This is a genomic window from Nitrosomonas communis (assembly GCF_001007935.1).
Classification (GTDB): Bacteria; Pseudomonadota; Gammaproteobacteria; order Burkholderiales; family Nitrosomonadaceae; genus Nitrosomonas; species Nitrosomonas communis.
In genome coordinates this window covers 3,308,627-3,331,524 of record NZ_CP011451.1, presented here as the reverse complement: position 1 = coordinate 3,331,524, position 22,898 = coordinate 3,308,627, and the positions used below count along the sequence as shown (strand labels likewise).

The following is a 22,898-nucleotide window of genomic DNA, read 5'->3' as shown; positions in this document are numbered from 1 at the left end:
ATAACAGCTAATGCTGATCTATCAAATGATTTCCGCCCAAAGATCATGTTCGTCAGAATGTGTGACGCGTACGGTTATGACGTTCCCCTGTTTTAATGACTGGCCATTCTCTATATAAACCAGCCCATCGATTTCCGGTGCATCCGCATAGCTGCGGGCAACCGCACCTTGCTTATCAGCCTCATCAACCAGCACTTGGATAGTTTTGCCTACTTTCTGTGCAAGCCGTTGTGCGCTGATTTTTTCCTGTAACGCCATCAAACGTGCTAAACGTTCCTGCTGCAATTCGGGTGAAATAGGATTGGGTAAACTATTGGCGACTGCACCGTCAACTGGAGAATACATGAATGCACCGACGCGATCCAGTTGAGCTGCCTTAAGAAAATCCAGTAGTTCTTCAAATTCTTGTTCTGTCTCCCCCGGGAAACCAACGATAAACGTACTGCGCAATGTGAGATCAGGGCAAATCGTGCGCCATTGTTGGATACGGCTAAGCACATCCTCACTATCCGCAGGGCGTTTCATAAGCTTTAGAATACGCGCATTTGCATGCTGAAAGGGGATATCCAGGTAGGGAACGATCTTACCCTCTGCCATCAGCGGAATGAGCTCGTCGACATGAGGATAGGGATAGACATAATGCAAGCGTATCCATACGCCCAATTCACCCATAGTTTGGGCAAGTTCAGTGATCCGCGATTTAACAAATTTACCTTTCCAGAAACCACTGCGGTATTTCAGATCAACCCCATAGGCGCTAGTATCCTGTGAAATAACCAATAATTCCTTGACACCAGCATCCACCAGGCTTTGTGCTTCCTGCATGATATCACCTACTGGACGACTGACCAGATTGCCACGCATACTGGGAATAATGCAGAAGGTACAGCGGTGGTTGCAGCCCTCGGAAATTTTTAGATAGGCATAATGTTTAGGTGTCAGCCTTATCCCCTGTGGGGGTACTAGATCAACATAAGGATCGTGCAATTTCGGTAAATATGCATGAATGGCTTCCATGACTTCATCAGTTGCCTGCGGGCCTGTGACAGACAATACATTGGGGTGGGCTTGCTTCACCACATCCCCTTTCGCGCCAAGGCAACCAGTGACAATGACTTTACCGTTTTCGGTGAGCGCTTCACCAATTGCGTCGAGCGATTCAGCAATGGCACTGTCGATAAAGCCACAAGTATTGACCACGACTAAATCTGAATCTTCATAGTTGGGTGAAATAAGATAGCCTTCTGTCCGCAGACGCGTCAGGATGCGCTCGGAATCAACAGTTGCCTTGGGACAACCAAGCGAAACGAAACCAACACGTGGGATTTTATTACGCATATTCATTTATTGATTGCTAAAGGTGAAGATCACCTGATTAAAGTTATAAAAATAGCAGGGTAATTAAAGATAACAACATATTGCATGCTTACATCAAAACTGACTTTGTCGGCTTTTCCCTGCCGTATTATTGATACTGTCTACGGCCCACCTTTGCGTCTTTTTTGATTTGGAAATGAAATAATAAGCAATTCGAGCATGAGTAAAATTATAAAGTAGTAGCGGATAAACGGGTGATGATAGGGGCAGACTTATTAGTCGCGCCATAGTGGAAACTCAGGCAAGGTTTTAAAAAAAGCAAGGTCATGGTTGGGCCAGAGCTGCGCGTTCTCGATGAGAGCAATTGATTTAAGCTTGCGGATACTGGCCAGTGCCTGCTCTACATTATCCTGCCAGCAGCAGCCAGGTGCAATCTCATCGGATAAATTCTCATTCAGATCGGCTGCATCACCACAAAGAATGACGGGGCGGCCTTTGGGCAATTGGATGAGCAGTGACATGTGCCCTGCAGTGTGACCAGGTGTGGTAATAGCCTGTACTCCTGGCGCAACTTCGTATTCACTTGTTTGTACATACCACTGATCCGATTTAACCAGCTCATCTGCGAATACTCCGCTATCTAATCTACTCTTGGCTGCTGTCAACTCATCCCGATGGATGTGAACCTCGCATCCAGGCAGATCACACAAACCACCTGCATGATCGAAATGCAAATGGCTGATAAATACTAAATCAATATCGGAAGACGTCAAACCTAATCGTTCAAGATAGTGTGGAATACGCTGGTTTGCTTGCATTCTGGGCGTTTCTATAGAAGAGGGCAGGGAAGTAAAATAGCGGGTGCGAAGAGCAGGGTTGGTCAATTTCCGGTAGTCGCACCCTACGTCATATAGGATGCGTCCATTGGATGTCTCAATCAGATAAGCCAGAATAGGTGCTTCAATCCACTGCCCCTGACCACGATTACGCGTTGAAATAGTTTTCTCATAGCGTATGCTTCCGGTGAGTAACGTCCAGATTTTGAGTGCAGAGGACATAACTTGATAACCAGAGTCAATGGTCTAGCCAGAAAAGTACTGAATAAGTTGCTACGCAAGATAGACGGCGTCTGGAAAACGGGCAAACGAAGTTTTACCGTAGCCACATGCTGATAAATAAGCGAAACTACGAGTACTATCTAATGTAGCAATGTGCATGTAGGCAACTATGCGAGGCTTTGTTAGCGCGTAATCGGTTTATATCTGATCCGTTTCGGTTTTGCGCCTTCTTCACCCAATCGTTGGCGTTTATCTGCTTCATACTCCTGATAATTACCGGCATAAAAGGTGACTTGAGAATTGCCTTCAAACGCCAGAATATGCGTCGCAATACGATCCAGAAACCAGCGATCGTGCGAAATAACCAGCACGCAGCCTGCAAATTCCAACAGCGCATCTTCCAACGCGCGCAATGTCTCTACATCGAGATCATTCGATGGCTCATCAAGCAGCAGAACGTTGCCGCCAGAAATCAGTGTCTTGGCTAAATGTAAACGTCCCCGTTCCCCTCCTGAAAGCTGTCCGACCATTTTCTGCTGATCAGGTCCTTTGAAATTGAAGCGGCCAATATAAGCACGAGATGGCGTTTCATATTTGCCGACCGTGAGGATATCGTTCCCATCTGATACGGCTTCAAAGACAGTCTTATTGCTATCGAGGATATCACGCGACTGATCAACATAAGCGATTTTGACCGTGTTGCCGAGATTGATTTCCCCCGTATCAGGTTGCTCACGACCGATAATCATGCGAAATAACGTTGATTTACCCGCGCCATTGGGGCCAATGATACCGACAATCGCGCCAGGGGGTATTTTGAAGCTCAAATTATCAATCAGCAATCGATCACCAAATGCTTTGGAGACATTATTGAATTCAATGACTTCATTACCTAGTCTGTCGGACACCGGAATAAAGATTTCCTGTGTTTCGTTGCGCTTTTGATATTCCTGGGAGTTGAGCTCTTCAAAACGGGCAATCCGCGCTTTAGATTTGGCCTGCCGTCCCTTAGGATTTTGTCGTACCCACTCCAGCTCCTTTTTGAGCGCTTTCTGCCGGACAGATTCAGAAGATTCCTCCTGTTTGAGGCGGACTCTTTTCTGATCTAACCAGCTTGAATAATTGCCTTTCCAGGGAATGCCCTGGCCACGATCAAGTTCCAGTATCCATTCCGCGGCATTATCCAAGAAATAGCGATCGTGCGTTACAGCGACTACCGTACCAGGAAAACGCACTAGAAATTGTTCCAACCACTCTACAGATTCAGCATCAAGGTGGTTGGTAGGTTCATCAAGCAATAACATGTCCGGTTTCGATAACAGCAGCCTGCACAGTGCTACACGCCGTTTCTCACCACCAGAAAGAGTGTTTATGACAGCGTCCCATTCAGGCAGACGCAACGCATCAGCGGCTACTTCCATTTGCTGGACAGTATCACCCCCACTTGTTGCAATGATGGCTTCCAGCCGTGTCTGCTCTGCAGCCAGCGCATCAAAATCTGCATCTGGTTCAGCATAAGCTGCGTAAATTTCTTCCAATTTCTGTTGAGCGCTGAATATATCACCTAACCCTTCCTGAACGGCTTCACGTACAGTCTGTTCCGGATTGAGTTGGGGTTCCTGCGGTAAATGCCCAATCTTGAGATGAGGCATTGGCGTAATTTCACCTTCAAAATCCTTGTCTGCACCAGCCATAATTTTTAATAACGTGGATTTGCCTGAGCCATTTAGGCCTAGTAACCCTATTTTTGCACCGGGAAAGAAACTGAGTGAAATATCTTTAAGAATCGTGCGCTTAGGTGGAACAACCTTGCTTAAACGATTCATGGTTAAAACATATTGAGTCATAAAGTAAAGGAAAGATAGGGATGATTAGGAATTTGTATTTAATCGTTACTCTAAAATTTGGGCTTTTTTTGTTGTGCTGGTTAGCCTGATACCGAATAATGAACTTTGCTTTCGCACCTAGGCTGGAAAATTGTATATTTTACCAGCCCATTTCCCGGTAGTTAATTTGATTATTATTCCATTTCTAAATCAAAAATGGCGCAAAGACGAGCTGCAGACAGTATCAATGATACGGCAAGGTGAAGTCGACAAAGTCAGGTTTAATTTAGAAATGGAATTACGCGTTTATTGGTTACACTTCATTAAATTTAGGCCTTCAATAGCATGCAATGATAGTTAATCACGATATTACTCATCTTTTAGTTGAAGGTTTTAATGTGCGAACAAACCTAATGACCGGCAATGCCTGCTCTTAATAGTCAATAAGATAATGACCGAAAAGACATTATGATGAGTACGTCTATCTGGTTATAAGTTATTATTTATCAATATTTTTATGAGCTATTTTCTCAACTTGCATAGGATGGGTGCCAATATTAATATTATTATCGCCTTAAGATTCACAAATACCATAAATGTTCCCTGTTTTGGATAAAACCAAAATAGATGAATGAAATCAATTATATATTAATGCTGATTTCTCAGGTTCGATCTCAGTTAAAAAGTATGTCATATAAGGGTTAATCCTTACGTGTTTGTACGTATTTAATCGCTGCCGATTTTAATTTAATCTTTCATCATTGATATTTAACAATTTGAGTTGGATCGCGAGTTATCACCGTTTTTATAAGCCAAAAAGACTGCCAGATGAGGATATATTAGGAGTACAGAACGGTTGATAGAGATAAGGCAAGGTTGAATTCGCTCAAGGAGAACATCTTTTACATCTATTGATTATAGTATGGCTAATCAGAAATGTGCTAGCTTAACAGCTCAACTTGCAAAGCAAGCAATCTCACCTCTCAGTGTATCATTGAATTGATAAGTGAGCAGATTATTGCAGCGAAATTATAGCGAAAAAAATTATTCACCTGATGAGTAAAATTATCCTATGGCTATTATTGATTTTATTTCATGTTCAGTTGTCGATTCTCTAATAAAACAAGCAGGAAACTTAGGTCGGTCTTGAGATAAAGAATTATTGTGAGATATCATGGGGTGAACCACTTAAGTAACTACTAACCGCCATGCCTGAGGTCATCAGATTCTTTTTAGGTAGTGTCTGAACATGTTGCTCACCCAATCCCGGTTAATGCGGTAAAAGCCATCATTCATCTTGGCCATGAGGAGAAAACTCGGGGATTTCTCCCCAAAGAGAAATATTGAATTAAACAAAAACGAGCTACAGGGAGAGATATTATGAGAGTTCTGGTTTATTTTAGATCAGGGGCTAGTCAAGTATTTATAGTTCCTCAAGATATTCCTGCTGTTGAATTTAGACGAGTCGCGGAAGCTGTGGGAGGATATTTCCATAAAGTGGAATTCGTTCAAAAAAAAGCAAAATTACAAAAAATGAATACGTTCTCGTATTAAAAAAATAAATTTATTCTTGATTTTTTATTCCATTTTTAAACCAAACCTGACTTTATCAGCTTCACCTTGCCATATTATTCTATACTGTCTGCGGCTCGCTTGAGTGTCGTGTTTAATTTGGAAATGGAATGCCTCAAAGAAACGACAACCTTATTACAGGCTAGTCATAATGCTTCAAATACCCCAGCTGCTCCCATTCCACTACCTACACACATCGTAACCATGCCATATTTCAGATGGCGCCGACGTAAGCCGTGCAGCAGTGTCGCGACACGGATTGCACCTGTTGCACCAAGTGGATGACCCAGTGCGATAGCCCCTCCCAAAGGATTCACTTTAGCGCGATCCAGCCCTAACTCATCAATAACAGCGAGACTTTGTGCAGCAAATGCTTCATTCAGCTCAATCCAATCAAGATCGTCCAGTTTCATACCCACTTGTTTCAGGACCTTAGGAATCGCCTTGATTGGACCAATTCCCATTATCTCAGGTGGAACGCCTGCAACTGTGTATCCAATAAACCTTCCGATTGGTTTTAAATTGAAGCGTTGTAATGCGGTAGCACTCATGAGTACTACCGCACCTGCACCATCAGACATCTGTGAACTATTTCCTGCCGTGACCGAGCCGTTGGCTGCAAAGACTGATTTCAATTTCGCAAGCGCTTCTAAACTGGTATCGGCACGAGGTCCTTCATCAGTGTCTTTCACAGATTTTACAGTTACGACTTCATGTGAAGTTAAATCCGGTCTTTTTTCTTCGATCGGGTAGGGGGCAATCTCCTGGTTGAATTCGCCCGTTTCGATGGCTTTTAAGGCTCGTGTGTGGCTCGTCAGCGCAAACTCATCCTGTTGCTCACGAGAGATTTTCCATCGCTGCGCTACTTTTTCGCCGGTAATGCCCATTCCATAGGCAATGGCTACATTTTCATCGTGCAGGAACATAGCTGGGTTCAGGGCAACTTTATTACCCATCATTGGTATCATGCTCATGCTTTCAGTGCCACCCGCAATCATCACATCTGCTTCCCCGAGGCGAATACGGTTTGCAGCCAATGCCACTGTCTGCAGTCCGGATGCACAAAAGCGGTTGACTGTCATGCCTGACACGCTGTTGGGCAGCCCAGCCAGCAACAATGCTACACGTGCTACATTGATTCCTTGTTCCGCCTCCGGCATAGCGCAACCGACGATGACATCTTCGATTGCAACCGGATCAAGTCCTTCACACTGTTTCAATACTGCTTGGAGAACATGGACAAGCATGTCATCGGGGCGAACATTTTTAAACATACCGCGTGGGGCTTTACCAACAGGTGTACGTGCAGCAGCGACGATATAGGCATCCTGAGTTTGTTTGGTCATGTTTTTCTCCATCAATCTTTAAATAAGGATCTCATCACGATGGCTAATTTCTGAGTGGTTTCCCTGTTTTCAAGGTGTGCGCGATACGTGCTTGAGTTTTCTCTGTTGCCAGCAATTCAATGAATGCTTTTCTCTCCAGCTTGAGAAACCACTCTTCATCTACCAGACTGCCCGGCGTCAAATCTCCTCCACACATGACATAAGCAATTTTGCTGGCGATCAGGTAATCATGCTCAGAAATAAAGTGCCCCTCTAGCATATTGACTAATGTTCCTTTGAGTGTCGCAATGCCGGTAGATCCCACTACTGGAATCCCGCGTGGCATCAAAGGCGGACGATAACCTGACTGTGTCAATGCAAGTGCTTGTGTTTTTGCTGTGTAAAGAAGCTCAAAACGATTCATGATGATCGGATCAGCCGGGAGTAAATAACCCAGTTTTTTTGCTTCCTCGGCACTTTTTCCAAGTTGAGCCATTGCAACTGTCTGGAAGTAATGTTTTAGTTGAGGAAAAGGATCATCATCTATTGCATTTCGTGCTGCTCTCAATGCCAGTTCTTTGCATCCCCCGCCGGCAGGTAGCAAGCCCACCCCTGCCTCAACCAGACCGATATAGCTTTCCAAGGTGGCTACAGTTCGATCGCAATGCATTACAAACTCACAGCCTCCTCCTAGAGCAAGTCCATCGACAGCCGCCACCGTTGGAATCATGCAGTACCGCAGATGCTGCGATAGCTGCTGGAAGCGCGTGATCAGCGTTTCTACTTCTGCGAGTTTGCCAGCCATCAATGCATCTGCTAGATCCAGACTTCGCGCAGCTTGCAGAATGGTCGATTGAGCTGTTTTCTTAACTTTCTTCACGAATTGATCAAAAGCGGAGGGAGGTTCCTCACTTTTGGGTTTCTCTGTCGCTTTTTGCAGATTAGCACCTGCCGAGAAAGGAGGTTCGGTTTGCCAAATCACGAGTGCACGCCAGTGACGCTCTGCTTCCTCAATTGCCCGCTGCAATCCATTGAGTACTTCGATATCGATCGTATGCATCTTGCTCTTGAAGCTGACAATCGCTATTTCATCTCCAGTATGCCACATTCGTATTGCATCTGTTTCAAAGATGGTTTCACCATATACCCTTTCTTCACCCGCCAAGTGATCAGGAAATGCTTGTCTGCGATATACCGGCAATGTGGATCGCGGTTGCATCGCATGGTTTGCCGGTGCGTAGGAGCCTTGCGCGGTATGGACCTCTGGCGCCGCATTTTGCCCTACCTCTTGTACCCAGGTAGGAAGAGGAATGTTGCTCATGCTTTTGCCAGCGGCAATATCTTCATTGATCCAGGCAGTAATCTGGTTCCAACCAGCAGTCTGCCAGATTTCAAACGGCCCCTGATTCCAACCAAACCCCCAGCGGATCGCGAGATCCAGATCGCGCGCATTATCTGCGATGGATGATAAATGAAAAGCGCAATAATGGAACAGATCACGATGGATTGCCCACAAAAATTGAGCTTGTGGATGCTCGCTGAGTCGCAGAGCTGCAAATTTTTCAACTGGATTCTTTTGCTTGAGTAGCGATTCTACCTCGCTATCCAATGTGCTTTCGGAAAGATGATAAGTATTGGTAGCTAGATCAAGTACCTGAATTTCTTTATTAACTTTCCGATAAACTCCTTTGCCTGATTTCTGGCCGAGTGCGCCTTGATCGATCAAGGTTTGTAGCCAGTTGGGGATGACGTAATAGCGATGCCAGGGATCATCGCTCAGTGCTTTATGCATAGTATTGATGACATAGGCGAGAATATCCAGGCCTACGATATCCGCAGTACGGAAAGTAGCACTCTTGGGGCGACCAATGAGGGGCCCCGTCAACTTGTCAACCAGATCAAAGCCTAAGCCAAATTCTTTTGCATGATGCATAATCGCCAGCATAGAAAACACACCTACACGGTTAGCGATAAAGTTAGGGGTATCTTTCGCACGAATGACTCCCTTACCCAGATAAGTCACTAAAAATGCTTCCAGATTATCAAGTATTCCGGCATCGCTTTCCTTGCAAGGAATCATCTCGACCAAATGCATATAACGCGGGGGATTAAAAAAATGGATACCACAAAAATGATGACGTAATTCTTCAGGAAAAGCCTGCGCCAATTGATTGATCGATAGACCGGATGTATTACTGGCAAAAATGGTATGCGGACCAAGATGAGGCGCAACCTTGGTATACAGATCGGTTTTCCAATCCATACGCTCAGCGATCGCTTCAATGACAAGATCACAGTCCGTGAGTAATCCCAGATGCTGATCATAATTGGCCGGCTGAATACAAGCTGCTTTGGAAGCCACTGATAGCGGAGCAGGCTCAAGTTTTTTCAGTTTTTCGATTGCTTTTGTAGCAAGCGCACTAGGATCACCAGATTCTTCAGTAGACAGCTCAAATAAAAGTGTTTCAATATTAGCGTTTACCAAATGCGCTGCAATCTGCGCTCCCATGACTCCTGCTCCCAGCACTGCGGCCTTGCGCACAATAAAGCGATAGTTACTCAATTTTCTCCCTCCGCCTGATCTGGTTATTGGATGAAGCTGCTAATGCAGCACATTTCTGCATCATTGCTTGATTACATCTTATTTAAATGACTATTTCAAGCTTTTCGCTCAAAAGATTACAAGCATGAACCTCAAAGAGCAAGTGGGAATTGTTTCATCTTTGTAAAGATTGATGTCAATTACTTAAGCCAAGTTAAGGTATCAGCATTTGTCATCCTATTTCTCTTTATAAATTGTTCAGTTTGTATTCATGATCCCCGCGATAAAGTAATCACCAACAGAAGAAATTCTGATCAATAAAAAAACAATTAAGGAGGTGTAACATGAAAACGAGAACTAAAATAGACTTAGTGATAAAATTATTATCTGGAATGTTGCTAAGTATTGTTTTAGTGATTCCCATGGTGGTTGAAGCTGGAAGAGGACATCACCATCATCATGATCATTATCGCCATCATCATCATCATGATCATCATCGCCACCATCACCATAATCATTACAATACACGAAATATTTATTACAACTAGTCCTACTATCCTCCCGCTTATCCGCCTGCTTACGGTGGTTATTACGGTGTCGCCCCGAGAAACTTTTTCTTTGGCATTAACACGGGAAATGCCCGTTTTATGTTAGGCTATTAAGCATCATAGCCGGTAGCAGAAACCCTTATTCTGCCACTGGCTGGCTTATAGCTATTGAAAAATGATGACCTATCGATATTGCTTGGTGATTGCTATTTTTTTTTTATTTATCATGCCTACCGCTACGCTTGCGCAGAAAGATTCTCTTTATTATCAACCGAGCAATCAGCACATGGAAATTTCCCAACAGCAAGCCGTTGCTATTGCACAGCAGCATATTCCAGGGCGTCTTCTATCTGTTCAGCGTGTGCCTGATAGTTATCGTGTCAAGATTTTAAGTAACAGAGGAACTGTACGCATTGTGACCATAAACGCTAATAGCGGCGCCGTTATTGCTACTCATTAGAATAGAAAAATTCCCATGTAATTCTGCCTATCTAAGTGATTGAGTGAAATAAGCTAGTATGATCACGTTTGCAGATTTTTAGGTTTAACACAGTATTTGACTATTTAAGCTACTCGATTGACATCATGCGAATCTTGCTTATTGAAGATGAAATCAAGCTGCAAAAGCAAATTAGTCAGCAACTGGAGGCAGATGGATACATGGTCGATACTTGTGATAACGGCGAGGAAGGTTTGTATATTGCAAGTGAATATCCATTAGATGCAGCCATTGTTGATATTGGTTTACCTGGTTTATCTGGCCTTGAAGTGATTGCTGCTTTACGCAAGCGAGGCAGCTTACTGCCCATACTTATTCTTACCGCGCGTAATAGCTGGCAAGATAAGGTTAAAGGTTTGGAGATGGGGGCGGATGATTATCTTGCCAAGCCATTTCAAATGGAAGAGTTGCAGGCCAGACTCAAGGCGCTTCTACGCCGTGCAACTGCCATTCCGAGTACAACATTGAAGTATGGGCCTGTCACACTGGATACAGCCGAACAAACGGTCAAGTTAGGTAATGACGTGGTTGATCTGACTACTTTTGAATATCGCTTGCTGGAGCATTTAATGCGCCATCAAGGTGAGGTCATTTCCAAACAAACACTTACTGACTATCTTTATTCCCACAATGATAATCATGATAGTAATGTGTTAGAGGTTATGATTGGACGCTTGCGCCGTAAACTTGATCCTGACGGAAAACTTAACCCAATAGAAACATTACGTGGACGCGGTTATCGCTTTGCGATCAAATCCTCATCATTATGAGATCACTCAATCAGCGGATTTTATTCAGTGCCTCATTAGTACTTTTTATCTTTATTGTAGGTACTGCGTTGACGCTGGATCGTGCCTTTTACGATAGCGGCCAGAGGGCGCTACAGGACCGCATGCTTGGCAAGCTTTTTCTGCTGATGGGAGAGGTTGAAGTTGACCGGAAGGGTAGTCTATCCATGCCAGAAGAACTGCCAGCTCTGATTGAATTTGAGCAGCTCAATTCAGGTGTTTATGCCTTTATTACCGATCAAACCAATACTCTTGTCTGGAAATCGTTTTCTACTTTAAGTATTCCCATACCGTCACGAGCCCCTCTATTAGAAGGTGAGAAAAAATTCGAGCAGATTATGCTTAATGATGAGCCTCACTTTATCTACAGTTTTGCTGTAGCCTGGGAAACAGATGGAGGTGACTATCCCTTTACTTTTCATGTGATCATAGAGAGTGCATCGCTTGAGGCGCAAATAGACAGCTATCGTACAGACTTGTGGGGTTGGTTGGGAGTGATGGGATTTTTATTATTGATTATGCAGATGCTGGTATTGCATTGGGGGCTTCGACCGATGCGACAGGTCTCATCTGAGTTAAATGCCGTTGAATCAGGCGTGCAGGAAAGCGTGCAAGGGCTCTATCCAGTCGAATTAAAACGCCTTACCGACAATATCAATTCGCTCATTCAACACGAACGAAAACATCAGCAGCGTTACCGCAATGCGCTAGCTGATCTAGCGCACAGTCTTAAAACACCGCTGACTATCCTGCAGGGTACAATCAGAACTGAAAAGCTTTCCGTGAATATGAAAACTGTTCTCGATGAACAGATCAACCGGATGGATAGTATCATTCAATATCAATTACGTCGTGCGGCGACAGCTGGCAGTTCGCCTGGAACAAGGCTGATCGCATTACGTCCAGTCGTTGAGAAAATTGTGAATACGGTCAATCGTGCCCACTATGACAAATGCCCGCAGATTGTCATTGAAATTGGGTCTGAGTTTTGTTTGAGGGTAGATGAGGGCGATTTGATGGAATTGCTTGGCAATTTGATTGATAACGCTTTCAAATGGTGTCGACGGACAGTCACTATATCAGCCCAGTGTGTGCACGATGATATCGTGCTTAAAGTAGAAGACGATGGTCCTGGTGTCAAGCAAGAAGAAATAGGCAGACTCACTGAACGTGGGGTCAGGGCTGATCAAGCGATGCCAGGTCACGGTATTGGCTTGGCTATTGTACGGGATATTGCTCAGGCATATGATGGTGCCTTATTTATTGAGCCGGGTAAGAACATTGGAGTGTCTTTTATCATCCGAATAAAGCGTTAATAGAAATTCTTGCAATTCAGACTATTTCTGTCTTAAATTGTGCATCTTTTATTGCTGCGCAATGCTCCTCTGCCTGAGTGCTACGTGCTGTAATGCGTCAGATCAGAAAGGATATGCGATAATGAGGAAAAGATACTTTAATAAGTAATAAGGCACCATGAACTATCCGCAGCATTAAGTAAGGTTGATTTTTGAGCTAAAAAAATAGAACCTAAATACCGTCTAGTCTTATTTCCATTAAAACCATTAAACCAGTTGAAAAGCCAAGCATGCCTAGATTTATCGCCTTGATTCCTGCTGCAGGCACCGGCTCGCGCATGAATAATGAATTACCAAAACAGTATTTATCATTGGCTGGGAAGCCAATGATTTATCATGCTTTACACACTTTGTGCCATTCCTCGCATATCTTTAGAGTATTTGTTATTCTCGCCCCGGATGATCATGAATGGAACCGTTACGACTGGTCATCCTTTGCTGATAAATTAGTCGTGAAGTATTGCGGAGGAGCAACGCGCGCTGACAGTGTATTGAATGGATTGAAGGCAATGCAACAAACAGACGGATCTATCGTTAAGGATGATTGGATTCTTGTACATGATGCAGCCCGCCCTTGCCTGACTATCTTTCAACTTGACCAACTCATTGATGCACTTGCACTGGATGAGGTTGGTGGCTTATTGGCGATCCCAGTTGCAGATACCTTAAAACGCGCCGATTTAAATCAACGTGTGATGGGGACAGAATCCAGAAATGGCTTATGGCAAGCGCAAACACCGCAGATGTTTCGCCTGGGCCTGTTAATGGATGCACTGAGTAAAGTGAATAGTGCCGCTATAACGGATGATGCCAGCGCGATCGAAGCTTTAGGTCTTGATCCCAGATTGGTGCTGAGCGATGCTTATAACTTCAAGGTGACTTATCCTCAAGATTTGGCCTTAGCCGAACTTATTTTGCAAAAAAAGGAAACAAATTGAAGAATATAAGAATTGGTCAGGGTTTTGATGTGCATCCACTGGTAGAAGGTCGTGATCTGATCATTGGTGGGGTAGCGATTCCTTACGAGAAAGGACTAATGGGGCATTCTGACGCAGATGTTCTGCTGCATGCGTTGTGTGATGCATTAATCGGTGCAGCTGCATTAGGGGATATCGGTCAGCATTTTTCCGACAAGGATGCACGTTACAAAGATATTGACAGCCGCGTACTATTACGTGAGGTGCATCGGTTGCTGATCAGCAAGCGCTACAGGGTCATCAATATCGATGCCACTATTATTGCTCAGGCACCTAAAATGGCCCCCTATATCTTGGCGATGGTGACTAACATTGCCCAGGATTTGAATATGTCTACCAGCGACATTAATATCAAGGCAAAAACTGCGGAGAAGCTTGGCTTTATAGGTCGGGGTGAGGGGATTGTAGCCGAAGCCATCTGTTTAATCACAAAAACTGACGACATTTGTGATTAAAACCAATATTTCTCCCGAAGAGACTATAAAAGTCTTTTTTGCAGTCTGGCCTGATGCCGCTGCTCAAGAAAGACTGAGCAAGCTAGCCAGCCAACTCGCCAGCCTTTGTAGGGGGAGGGCAATCAACCTCCCTTTGATCCATCTCACCTTAGTATTTGTTGGAAATGTAACTGGTCAGCAACTTGAAACACTATGCCAAGTAGCGAATGAAGTCAAACAATCAAGTTTCTATTTGACTATGGATGAAATTCAGTACTGGCAACATAATCGCATTGTCCATATTGGTCCAAGCCAATGTCCTGCTAAGCTTTCTGCATTAGTAAACGATTTACAGAATAGATTGTCTCAGGCTGGCTTTTCGCTGGAAAAACGCCGTTATATTCCACATATTACTTTGGTAAGAAAAGCGTTATGCGGAAATTTGCCACATTTGACGGCTTCGATCGCCTGGCACGTCAATGAATGGGCATTAGTGCAATCCAAACAGACCGATCAGGGCACGGTCTATTTGTCACTTGATCGCTGGCCTCTGGAAGAAACCTGAATCCCGTTATTACATTTTGTTTCATAAAATTCCTTGAGTACCTAATGAAAATCCTAGCGCTCGATACTTCTACTGAATATTGTTCACTCGCACTCTGGCTGGATGGTAACGTGCTGTGCAAAGAAGTATTGGCAGGGCAAAAGCATACTGAGTTACTGCTGCCGATGTTGCAAGCAATGTTAGCCGAATCCGGACTGGCTTTGACCCAATTGGATGGCTTTGCTTTCGGTGCCGGTCCAGGATCATTTACGGGTTTGCGCATAGCATGTGGCATAGTGCAGGGATTGGCATTTGCGACAGACCTGCCTGTTATTGGGATTAGCACGTTGGAAGCATTGGCCCAAAGAATTGGTGCAAACCATGTCATGGCAGCGCTGGATGCGCGTATGGGTGAAATTTATTATGCTGCTTATACTCAAACAACTGATGGCTGGTCAATTATACAAGCACCTATTCTCTGTTTGCCCCAGCATATACCTCAGCTACCGGGCGGGCGCTGCTGGGTTGGGTGTGGTAGTGGTTTCGATCAGCATCATGAATTGCTAAGCCATCTTTACAGCAATAATTTGTATCGGATTGAACAGGGATGTTATCCCCATGCCCAGGAAATTGCGCGACTGGCTGCGCCAAAATTGTTGAAAGGGTTGGGCATCGCTCCCGAAGAGGCTGCTCCTGTTTATATACGAAATAAGGTCGCTTTGAAGGAAAATGAGCGATGAGCCATTCCTTGCAGCAAACCTATCAGATCAGGGAAATGCGCTTGGAAGATGTGCGTCGCGTCATTCTCATCGAACGTGAGATATTTCTTTTCCCCTGGTCAGAAATGAATTTTGCTGATTCGATCAGAGCAGGCTACCACTGCCGCGTGATAGAACTCAACGATTTGCTGATAGGCTATGCTATTATGATGAGAGGTCCCGATGAGGCCCATATTCTAACAATTGGCATTTCCGCTCAATGGCAGCATCAAGGCTTGGGTTGCAAGATGCTACAGTATTTCATTGATCTTGCCAGACAACAGCAGGCTATAGCAGTCTTGTTGGATGTGCGTGAGTCCAATATTGCTGCGGCCAATTTGTACCAACGACTAGGTTTTAAACAAATCGCGATACGTACAGGATATTATCCTGCCATGTGTGGGCGTGAAGATGCACTGGTGATGAGGCTGGAGTTATGAGTCGACGACGCAAGGAGACACTGCACGAGCTTGGTTTAACCCCTATTTGGCATCGCAGGGCAAACAGTGCTCTGGGCGAGTCAGTACCCTTGATTTTGGGGAGTGATCAGTCTGTTTCAAAAGTCAATGCTGCAAAAGAAGTCAGTAATGATCGAGAAACCAATGATCGAGAAGCACAAATTTCAAGGATGGATTGGGCGCAGCTCAAAGCTACCGTTGCTGGCTGCATAGCATGTCCGTTATGTGAGTCAAGAACGCAAACGGTGTTCGGGGTGGGGGATGAGCAAGCCAATTGGTTGTTTATCGGAGAAGGGCCCGGTGCGCGAGAAGATAAAACAGGCGAGCCATTTGTTGGTCAAGCGGGTAAATTGCTTGACAATATGTTGAGGTCTATTCAGTTACGGCGTGGCGAGGAAGTTTATATTACCAATATCGTAAAATGTCGACCGCCCAATAACAGAGCCCCTCAACCTGACGAGGCTGAACAGTGTCGGCCCTATCTGGAACGACAAATCGTTCTGATTAAACCTAAACTTATTGTTGCGTTGGGAAAGGTGGCAGCCCAGAATTTATTGCATTCTAATGAAAATATTGGCAATCTGCGTGGCATGCTACACTCCTATGCAGATATTCCTTTGATTGTTACTTATCATCCAGCTTATCTGTTACGTTCGCTCTCGGACAAAGCCAAGGCGTGGGAAGATTTATGCTTCGCCAAAGCAACCATGCAATCATTGTTGGCGCAATGATTTTCTCAGGAAACCCCTGATCCGATTATTAAATCAAACCTGGCATTGTCAGCTTCTCCTTCTATATTAGTTTTTATACTATTTGCGGCTCGTCTTCACATCATTTCTGATGAGGAAATGGAATAGTATGATCATCAATGGACTTTATGCATGCCAATCAGATGAAGTGAGTCCTCTTTGCTTTGATTGAACAGGTGCCATTTACGGATGAGAAGCATAGCGATAGCCACCAATAAACCAAATAGCGCAATCACAACGTAAATATGCACATCCAGCAGGATGAGCAGCGCATACAGCAATATCATCACCAGAATACTGGAATTCTCATTGAAATTCTGGACTGCGATGGAATGACCGGCACCCATCAAAATATGTCCGCGATGCTGTAGCAGGGCATTCATTGGTACCACAAAAAAACCTGCTAGACCGCCGATCAAGACAAGCAACACCACCGCAATCCATAAGTCTCGCACAGTAATCATCGTCATCACGACGATACCCATGGCAATACCGAGTGGAATGACTTTTACTGAATCCCGCAGAGAAACTAATTTAGCTGCTAAAACCGCTCCGAGAGCAATGCCGACTGCCACTACGCCTTGCAATTGCGCGGCTTGATTGAGTGGAAAGCCCAGTGCAATATCAGCCCATTTCAAAACAATAAACTGCAAAGTCGCGCCTGCCCCCCAAAACAAAGTTGTGACAGCAAGCGAAATCTGCCCAAGCTTGTCGGTCCATAGCAATTTGACACAGTGTGCAAATTCGTGAATCAGGAATGAAGGATTCTTTTTGAGTATGCGATGATCGACTCCTGTATTGGGTATGTATAAATTAAAAGTGGCTGCAATCGTATAACACACTACAACAAGCAGAAGCGCTACTTCTATGTGGGTATCGATGCCTGTATCAATAAAAGGAAAATCAAGCGATAGTAAAGCAGCCGAAATGGCTGGGGTAATGAGAAGCCCGCCAAACACTGTGCCAAGTACAATAGAGGCTACAGTTAATCCTTCAATCCAGCCATTGGCAATGACCAATTTTTCCGGGGGCAGCAATTCAGTCAATATGCCGTACTTTGCAGGAGAATAAGCTGCTGCACCCAGCCCCACTATGGCATAAGCACTGAGCGCAACATATTGGTCTATCGCAAAGAACAAAAGGGTACAGCCCACTATTTTAATCGAGTTGCTGATAAACATGACTCGACCCTTCGCCATGGAGTCAGCAAATGCACCCACAAAGGGTGCCAGCATGACATAAAACAGCACAAATACAAATTTGAGCATGGGGGTAAGAAAGGTAGGGGCTTGTAAGTCAGTCAATAGCGCGATCGCTACCACCAATAATGCATTATCAGCTAATGACGAAAAAAATTGTGCCACCATTATTGTATAGAATCCGCGCTCCAAGAGTCCTCCTTAATAACCTCGAGTTAAAATCTTTCCGGTAATACTTATTAGAAAATAGTAGTGTATATCCTAAAGGGAATGATACCTGTAAACGGAATAATACCTTTTATGTCTCATCATTTAGATGAAAATTTTATTTAATCTTAGTCATTCCATTTCTAAATCAAACCTGATTTTGTTGGCTTCACCTTGCCCTATGATTGATGCTGTCGGCGGCTCGCCTGCGCGTCATGTTTGATTTGAAAATGGAATCACACACAAAATATCAATATTATAGCGATAGCTATTCCGAACGATGGATCCGTGACAGTGGACTATTATGGATTGCTGGCCATATTTTCGAGGTATTCTACCCTTACTTCGGTAAGACCATGTAGACCAATCTTTTTAGCTGCACCATGTGATAGATCAATTAATCTGTTTCTTTTGAAAGGGCCGCGATCATTAACAATGACATCTACAGCACGTCCATTACGAAGATTGGTAACTCTTACTTTGGTGGGCAGGGGGAGAGTTCTATGTGCAGCAGTTAAGCCTTGCGGGTTAAAACGTGTACCCATTGCAGTTCGATTACCCGATTCCTTGCCATACCATGAAGCAATCCCTTTCTCACGATAGCCTACTGCTGAGGATATTGGATAATATGTCTTGCCTCCTACTTTGTAGGGTCTATTGTACGGTGCATTTTGCTTGCTTCGAGATAAGGATGAGGTAGAAGATTTGGTAGGAATAGAACAGCCACTGGATAAAAAGGCGATCAGCAATATCAATATCCCGGTAATACTTGCAAGCGGTAAATTGATAGTCGTTCGCAATTCTATCAATTTGATTGTAAATAGATTGCATACCGGAATTATTTCTGTTTTAAACAGAGTGAATCTTGATTCTATTCTCGTCATCATCCACCTTTATGATATTTTTAAGGGTGCTCAATGGTCTTTTAATCCCCGCGAGAGAACATTTAGCTCAGATTGAACGTATTTAGATTAGCTTGGTTTCAGATTTCATACACTTTCCCAACTAATGATAACAATGAGAAACACTAAGTTTAATATCATAGCAATCGCTTCTGCTTTGGCCAAATATGTTAGTGCTAAATGATTGATAGCTGTAGAAGGCTAATTAATAGAGGCTACATTAATAGTATTTACGCCAAGATACCAGGGTAAAAATTAATAGCATCATTCTAGTCTGCTTAATCCCGTCAGGAACTGAGCTCACCTTGTAAACTGAGCTTACCTTGTAATCAGGCAATTTAACCGAATAAACGCTACAATATTCCCTTGATTATTTATTTCGGATTGTAAACGTATGGAAGCAGAACAACTCAACAGCCTGATTCACCAACTTACGGGTCTCAATGATCGAGAAAAAGCATTGCGGAGGTATCTTTGACTTCGATAATAAGAGGTTACGTCTGACTGAAGTCACGCGGCAAGCAGAAGATCCCGCAGTCTGGAGCGATGCGCAGCGCGCTCAGGAGCTAGGGCGCGAGAAGAAAACACTGGAAAGTGTGGTATTGACACTTGAGGCGATCGACAGGCAATTACAGGATGCCGATGAATTACTGCAAATTGCGAAAGAAGAAAATGACGAAGCAACCTTGCAAAGCATCCTATTGGATGTAGCACAACTTGAGAAGGAAGTAGCGGATATGGAGTTCCGCCGTATGTTCTCAAATCCTATGGATCCCAGCAATTGTTTTGTTGATATTCAATCTGGTTCAGGGGGCACAGAGGCCCAAGATTGGGCAGCTATGCTGGAAAGAATGTATTTGCGCTATTGCGAGCGCCGCGGCTTTGGGGTAGAGGTGCTTGAAGAGTCTGTGGGTGACGTTGCAGGGATTAAAAGTGCTACGCTTAAGGTAACGGGTGATTATGCCTATGGCTATTTACGAACCGAAACAGGGGTACATCGCCTGGTGCGTAAATCGCCGTTTGATTCAGGCAACCGCCGCCATACCTCTTTCGCCAGTGTATTCGTCTATCCGGAAGTCGATGATAGTATCGAGATTGACATCAATCCGGCAGATTTACGTGTCGATACCTTTCGAGCATCTGGGGCAGGTGGCCAGCACATCAATAAGACCGACTCGGCTGTCCGGATCACTCATCTTCCTACCAATATCGTAGTGCAATGCCAAAGTGGTCGCTCTCAGCATCGGAATCGGGCCGATGCCATGGCCATGCTGAAATCACGCCTCTACGAAGCGGAATTGCGCAAACGTAATGAGACCAAGCAGGCTGTTGAAGACGCCAAGACTGATATTGCATGGGGCTATCAGATTCGTTCTTATGTGCTGGATCAATCGCGCATTAAGGATCTACGGACTAATGTTGAAATCGGCAATACGCAAGCAGTTCTGGATGGCGATTTGGATGATTTTATCGAGGCCAGCTTGAAGCGGGGTGAAGATGCTGTCTGATTGGTTTTGTTGAAATAGTGAGACCGATTGACAATCGTGAGTTTCACAAGCTACGTGGCAAGCTGCCTATGATTCAGAGTTTGAGCTTGTTCTTGGAAAGCACAGGCCGCAATCTCCCTTTTATTAGATTGCGGTCTGTTTACGGAGGAGTATCACATGTTAATTTTTAGCTCAGCGATCAGAGATCAGAATGAGTGCCAATGAGATGAATAAACCCATCTGGACCAGATTTAGCGGGCGTACCATTCGCTCTTTGACCAATATTTATGATAAGTAAAAACAATTGCTGCTGGATTTCATCTGCCTGCCAGCGTTATCTTATCTTAGCATCAAAAAAGCGGGTGCAGTTCCACTCGTGTATTGAATTATCTGATTCAAAATTGCACCCGCTTCGCTTTAAGTATGCATCCTCCCACAGTTTTTATTTAAAGGTTCAACTTAATCAGCCAACATAAAAATCTTCATTAGTCAGTGCAAGCCCACCCGTTAATTGGGCAAATTGCTGGGCGCTAGCACCACCAATACCGTCGGCGTCATAGCTGAGAGCGCCAGTTTGTGTGTTATAAATAATTCGATCCGTGCTATCGTGTGCTTGAGTGCCGATGTAGAAGGCTCTGGCACTGAGAAAGTCTCCGCTGGTCAGATTGGTAAAAATGTTGTTCTCCAAATAGATAATATCGTTGCCCGGGGTAAAGTCCGTAATTTTGTCGACAGTACCGTCCAATTTCGTATCAAAAACAAAAATATCTCTGCCCGTTCCACCTGTTAAGGTGTCAGCATCTGCTCCGCCCCATAGAATGTCATTGCCGCTGCCGCCATCAAGGGTATCTTTGCCCTCGTGGCCATGAAGTTGATCTGAACCGCGCAAACCTGAGATGGCATCAGCGCCAGATGTTCCTTCCAGTTCATCTGAACTTGATGTCCCAATGATTGTGTTAAGTTGAGGAATAGAAGTATCCGTGCTAGATTGAGAAGTACCTCCATTCAAGGTTGGGTCGACCAGATCCTGCTCCACATTCTTGCTGTTGATGCTAACTTGATAGGTCGTTGTGGCTATCCCGTTACCAGTAAAACTGACAGTATAATTACCGGCAGCAAGCTCCAACTGGTAGCCACCAGCGGGGCTTGTCTGCGTCGTTGTGATGGTGCCGGTGGTATTGTTTTTGGCAGTGACGGTGAGGTTATCTAATCCTTCATTGATATCATAGAACTTATCACCATCCAGATCATCAAAGGCGACCCCCACCAAAAAAGGATTGGTTGATGTTTTGGCAAAATCCTGGGTAATGAAAGCAGCGTCGTCGAATCTACTGTATGGGCCGACTTCCAGGCCAATCCCAATTTCACGAAAATTGTCATTTAAGATATTGGCTTTATGGCCGGGTGAGTTCATCAATGAAATGTGCATTTGCTCTACTTCGTCTGCAAAACCGGACGGTGAGCGAGCACTCCTCCAGGCAATATTTTCTCCCCAGGCCCAGGAACCGGAGAAATCATAATCTGCTGATTCCATGCGATCGCCTGGATCTGATCCATTTATGCCAGTATGAGAAAATGTGTCTGTATCAATCATCCAGTTACTATGACGCTCTGCTGCTGTATTAAGATTGTCATCGAAAGCGAGCGGTTGAGCGCCAACCTTAGCCCGTTCAGCATTGATAAGTTGTAGCATGTGTTGTTCGTAGGCATTAGCTTGTGACATAAGCGAAGCTCCGGTTTTTGGGTTGGTAAAAATTGATGCGTGAAACGGCTTTTAAGTAATGCTGGCTTTTTACTTTTTGGGATAAATAGTTTCTAAACTGAAAATCTTTTTATTAAGTGAAGGGGGAGTGATAAAAGAAAAATTAGAGACGTTGATCGTTTTAAGTCCGGTCATTGGTTAATTCCTCTCACATTGGAATTTATAAAATCTAATTGAAGTATTTGGTGAATCCTTCAATTAAAAATGCTATCGGCAATTTTTTTATGCGCTTTAGATAAAAAGTATGAAGTCTTATTTCTGGCTATCCTCACGGCGTTGCACGTGGGGATGATCTGCGCGTGATCATTGGGTCGTTTATGACATCAAGAATGGCCTGCAATGAGAGAATGAGCTCTAAGAGTACGGGCCGCACAAGATGCTATATGACTGCTTTGTGCGCTGGAGCCGTGTGGGTGTCTTCAACCATATCCTTGCTAAGCTGGCCGGTAAGGCCAAAGCACCGGATCGGCTGATGGTTAGCGCAACTACCTCAAGATGCACCGCACAGCAGCCAGCTTGCTAAAAGAGGAATACTCACTACTATATCGGCTGTACAAAAGGCAGCTTGAACTCAAAATTTCATGTCGTGTG

At 44.3% G+C, this 22,898-nt stretch carries 20 protein-coding genes; 12 read left to right on the top strand and 8 right to left on the bottom strand.

Annotated features, from left to right (window positions below):
• Positions 1–21 precede the first annotated feature (21 nt).
• The 5 genes from rimO to AAW31_RS14950 form a co-directional block, all read right to left on the bottom strand.
• Entirely contained in the window at positions 22–1,338 is a 1,317-nt protein-coding gene (rimO, locus tag AAW31_RS14975) for a 30S ribosomal protein S12 methylthiotransferase RimO (RefSeq protein WP_046851842.1), read from the bottom strand.
• A 254-nt stretch (positions 1,339–1,592) separates the two neighbouring features.
• A complete protein-coding gene (locus AAW31_RS14970; RefSeq protein ID WP_046850843.1) occupies positions 1,593–2,375 on the bottom strand; it encodes an N-acyl homoserine lactonase family protein in 783 nt (260 codons plus the stop codon).
• A gap of 182 nt (positions 2,376–2,557) precedes the next feature.
• A complete protein-coding gene (gene ettA / locus AAW31_RS14965; RefSeq protein ID WP_046850842.1) occupies positions 2,558–4,222 on the bottom strand; it encodes an energy-dependent translational throttle protein EttA in 1,665 nt (554 codons plus the stop codon).
• 1,697 nt (positions 4,223–5,919) lie between these two features.
• A complete protein-coding gene (locus tag AAW31_RS14955) occupies positions 5,920–7,119 on the bottom strand; it encodes an acetyl-CoA C-acyltransferase (RefSeq protein ID WP_046850840.1) in 1,200 nt (399 codons plus the stop codon).
• A gap of 43 nt (positions 7,120–7,162) precedes the next feature.
• Positions 7,163–9,661, bottom strand: coding sequence for a 3-hydroxyacyl-CoA dehydrogenase/enoyl-CoA hydratase family protein (locus AAW31_RS14950; RefSeq protein WP_046850839.1), 2,499 nt, complete (start codon positions 9,659–9,661; stop codon positions 7,163–7,165).
• Positions 9,662–9,984: 323 nt separating this feature from the next.
• Here AAW31_RS14950 and AAW31_RS20140 point away from each other — a divergent pair, with 323 nt between their 5' ends.
• The 10 genes from AAW31_RS20140 (at position 9,985) to AAW31_RS14905 (ending at position 16,732) form a co-directional block, all read left to right on the top strand.
• Entirely contained in the window at positions 9,985–10,188 is a 204-nt protein-coding gene (locus AAW31_RS20140; RefSeq protein WP_082110485.1) for a hypothetical protein, read from the top strand.
• Positions 10,189–10,363: 175 nt separating this feature from the next.
• Positions 10,364–10,648 carry a PepSY domain-containing protein gene (locus AAW31_RS14945; protein WP_082110484.1) on the top strand — a complete coding sequence of 95 codons (285 nt, stop codon included), beginning with the start codon at positions 10,364–10,366 and terminating at the stop codon, positions 10,646–10,648.
• A 125-nt stretch (positions 10,649–10,773) separates the two neighbouring features.
• Positions 10,774–11,457: a response regulator transcription factor gene (locus AAW31_RS14940; RefSeq protein WP_046851841.1), complete on the top strand. Its 684-nt coding sequence runs from the start codon at positions 10,774–10,776 to the stop codon at positions 11,455–11,457.
• On the top strand, positions 11,454–12,791 hold the full coding sequence (locus AAW31_RS14935) for an ATP-binding protein (RefSeq protein ID WP_046850837.1): 1,338 nt from the start codon (positions 11,454–11,456) through the stop codon (positions 12,789–12,791). Before AAW31_RS14940 ends, AAW31_RS14935 begins: the two co-directional genes overlap by 4 nt.
• A gap of 269 nt (positions 12,792–13,060) precedes the next feature.
• Positions 13,061–13,768 carry a 2-C-methyl-D-erythritol 4-phosphate cytidylyltransferase gene (gene ispD, locus AAW31_RS14930; RefSeq protein ID WP_046850836.1) on the top strand — a complete coding sequence of 236 codons (708 nt, stop codon included), beginning with the start codon at positions 13,061–13,063 and terminating at the stop codon, positions 13,766–13,768.
• The gene (ispF, locus tag AAW31_RS14925) at positions 13,765–14,262 is read left to right on the top strand and encodes a 2-C-methyl-D-erythritol 2,4-cyclodiphosphate synthase (RefSeq protein WP_046850835.1); all 498 of its coding nucleotides are present in this window, start codon (positions 13,765–13,767) and stop codon (positions 14,260–14,262) included. The genes ispD and ispF overlap by 4 nt, the downstream gene beginning before the upstream one ends.
• On the top strand, positions 14,255–14,806 hold the full coding sequence (gene thpR / locus AAW31_RS14920; RefSeq protein ID WP_082110483.1) for an RNA 2',3'-cyclic phosphodiesterase: 552 nt from the start codon (positions 14,255–14,257) through the stop codon (positions 14,804–14,806). Before ispF ends, thpR begins: the two co-directional genes overlap by 8 nt.
• 44 nt (positions 14,807–14,850) lie before the next feature.
• On the top strand, positions 14,851–15,525 hold the full coding sequence (gene tsaB / locus AAW31_RS14915) for a tRNA (adenosine(37)-N6)-threonylcarbamoyltransferase complex dimerization subunit type 1 TsaB (RefSeq protein ID WP_046850833.1): 675 nt from the start codon (positions 14,851–14,853) through the stop codon (positions 15,523–15,525).
• Complete coding sequence (gene rimI / locus AAW31_RS14910) at positions 15,522–15,983, top strand: ribosomal protein S18-alanine N-acetyltransferase (RefSeq protein WP_046850832.1); 462 nt, start codon at positions 15,522–15,524, stop codon at positions 15,981–15,983. Before tsaB ends, rimI begins: the two co-directional genes overlap by 4 nt.
• Positions 15,980–16,732 (top strand): uracil-DNA glycosylase, encoded by a 753-nt coding sequence (locus AAW31_RS14905; protein WP_046850831.1) that lies wholly within the window; start codon positions 15,980–15,982, stop codon positions 16,730–16,732. Before rimI ends, AAW31_RS14905 begins: the two co-directional genes overlap by 4 nt.
• A gap of 134 nt (positions 16,733–16,866) precedes the next feature.
• On the opposite strand, the gene lplT is transcribed toward AAW31_RS14905, so the two are convergent.
• Positions 16,867–18,141 (bottom strand): lysophospholipid transporter LplT, encoded by a 1,275-nt coding sequence (lplT, locus tag AAW31_RS14900; protein WP_046850830.1) that lies wholly within the window; start codon positions 18,139–18,141, stop codon positions 16,867–16,869.
• A 317-nt stretch (positions 18,142–18,458) separates the two neighbouring features.
• Positions 18,459–18,965, bottom strand: coding sequence for a septal ring lytic transglycosylase RlpA family protein (locus AAW31_RS14895; RefSeq protein ID WP_235264394.1), 507 nt, complete (start codon positions 18,963–18,965; stop codon positions 18,459–18,461).
• A 487-nt stretch (positions 18,966–19,452) separates the two neighbouring features.
• On the opposite strand from AAW31_RS14895, the gene prfB reads away from it, so the two are divergent.
• Positions 19,453–20,566, top strand: a protein-coding gene (prfB, locus tag AAW31_RS14890; RefSeq protein ID WP_144412989.1) for a peptide chain release factor 2 whose coding sequence is annotated in 2 segments (ribosomal slippage) — positions 19,453–19,533 and positions 19,535–20,566 — 1,113 coding nt in all. Because the reading frame shifts where the segments join, the coding sequence is not laid out codon by codon here.
• Positions 20,567–21,008: 442 nt separating this feature from the next.
• Here prfB and AAW31_RS14885 read toward each other — a convergent pair.
• Entirely contained in the window at positions 21,009–22,268 is a 1,260-nt protein-coding gene (locus tag AAW31_RS14885; protein ID WP_046850829.1) for a CAP domain-containing protein, read from the bottom strand.
• Between the two features lie 415 nt (positions 22,269–22,683).
• On the opposite strand from AAW31_RS14885, the gene AAW31_RS21470 reads away from it, so the two are divergent.
• Positions 22,684–22,830: a hypothetical protein gene (locus AAW31_RS21470; RefSeq protein ID WP_158441555.1), complete on the top strand. Its 147-nt coding sequence runs from the start codon at positions 22,684–22,686 to the stop codon at positions 22,828–22,830.
• Positions 22,831–22,898: the final 68 nt, after the last annotated feature.

Coding starts and splice junctions, on each gene's coding strand:
- AAW31_RS21470 (WP_158441555.1), top strand. CDS start 22,684: ATGCTATATGACTGCTTTGTGCGCTGGAGCCGTGTGGGTGTCTTCAAC.
- AAW31_RS14935 (WP_046850837.1), top strand. CDS start 11,454: ATGAGATCACTCAATCAGCGGATTTTATTCAGTGCCTCATTAGTACTT.
- rimI (WP_046850832.1), top strand. CDS start 15,522: ATGAGCCATTCCTTGCAGCAAACCTATCAGATCAGGGAAATGCGCTTG.
- rimO (WP_046851842.1), bottom strand. CDS start 1,338: ATGCGTAATAAAATCCCACGTGTTGGTTTCGTTTCGCTTGGTTGTCCC.
- ispD (WP_046850836.1), top strand. CDS start 13,061: ATGCCTAGATTTATCGCCTTGATTCCTGCTGCAGGCACCGGCTCGCGC.
- AAW31_RS14955 (WP_046850840.1), bottom strand. CDS start 7,119: ATGACCAAACAAACTCAGGATGCCTATATCGTCGCTGCTGCACGTACA.
- AAW31_RS14885 (WP_046850829.1), bottom strand. CDS start 22,268: ATGTCACAAGCTAATGCCTACGAACAACACATGCTACAACTTATCAAT.
- ettA (WP_046850842.1), bottom strand. CDS start 4,222: ATGACTCAATATGTTTTAACCATGAATCGTTTAAGCAAGGTTGTTCCA.
- tsaB (WP_046850833.1), top strand. CDS start 14,851: ATGAAAATCCTAGCGCTCGATACTTCTACTGAATATTGTTCACTCGCA.
- AAW31_RS14940 (WP_046851841.1), top strand. CDS start 10,774: ATGCGAATCTTGCTTATTGAAGATGAAATCAAGCTGCAAAAGCAAATT.
- AAW31_RS20140 (WP_082110485.1), top strand. CDS start 9,985: ATGAAAACGAGAACTAAAATAGACTTAGTGATAAAATTATTATCTGGA.
- AAW31_RS14905 (WP_046850831.1), top strand. CDS start 15,980: ATGAGTCGACGACGCAAGGAGACACTGCACGAGCTTGGTTTAACCCCT.
- AAW31_RS14945 (WP_082110484.1), top strand. CDS start 10,364: ATGATGACCTATCGATATTGCTTGGTGATTGCTATTTTTTTTTTATTT.
- AAW31_RS14970 (WP_046850843.1), bottom strand. CDS start 2,375: ATGTCCTCTGCACTCAAAATCTGGACGTTACTCACCGGAAGCATACGC.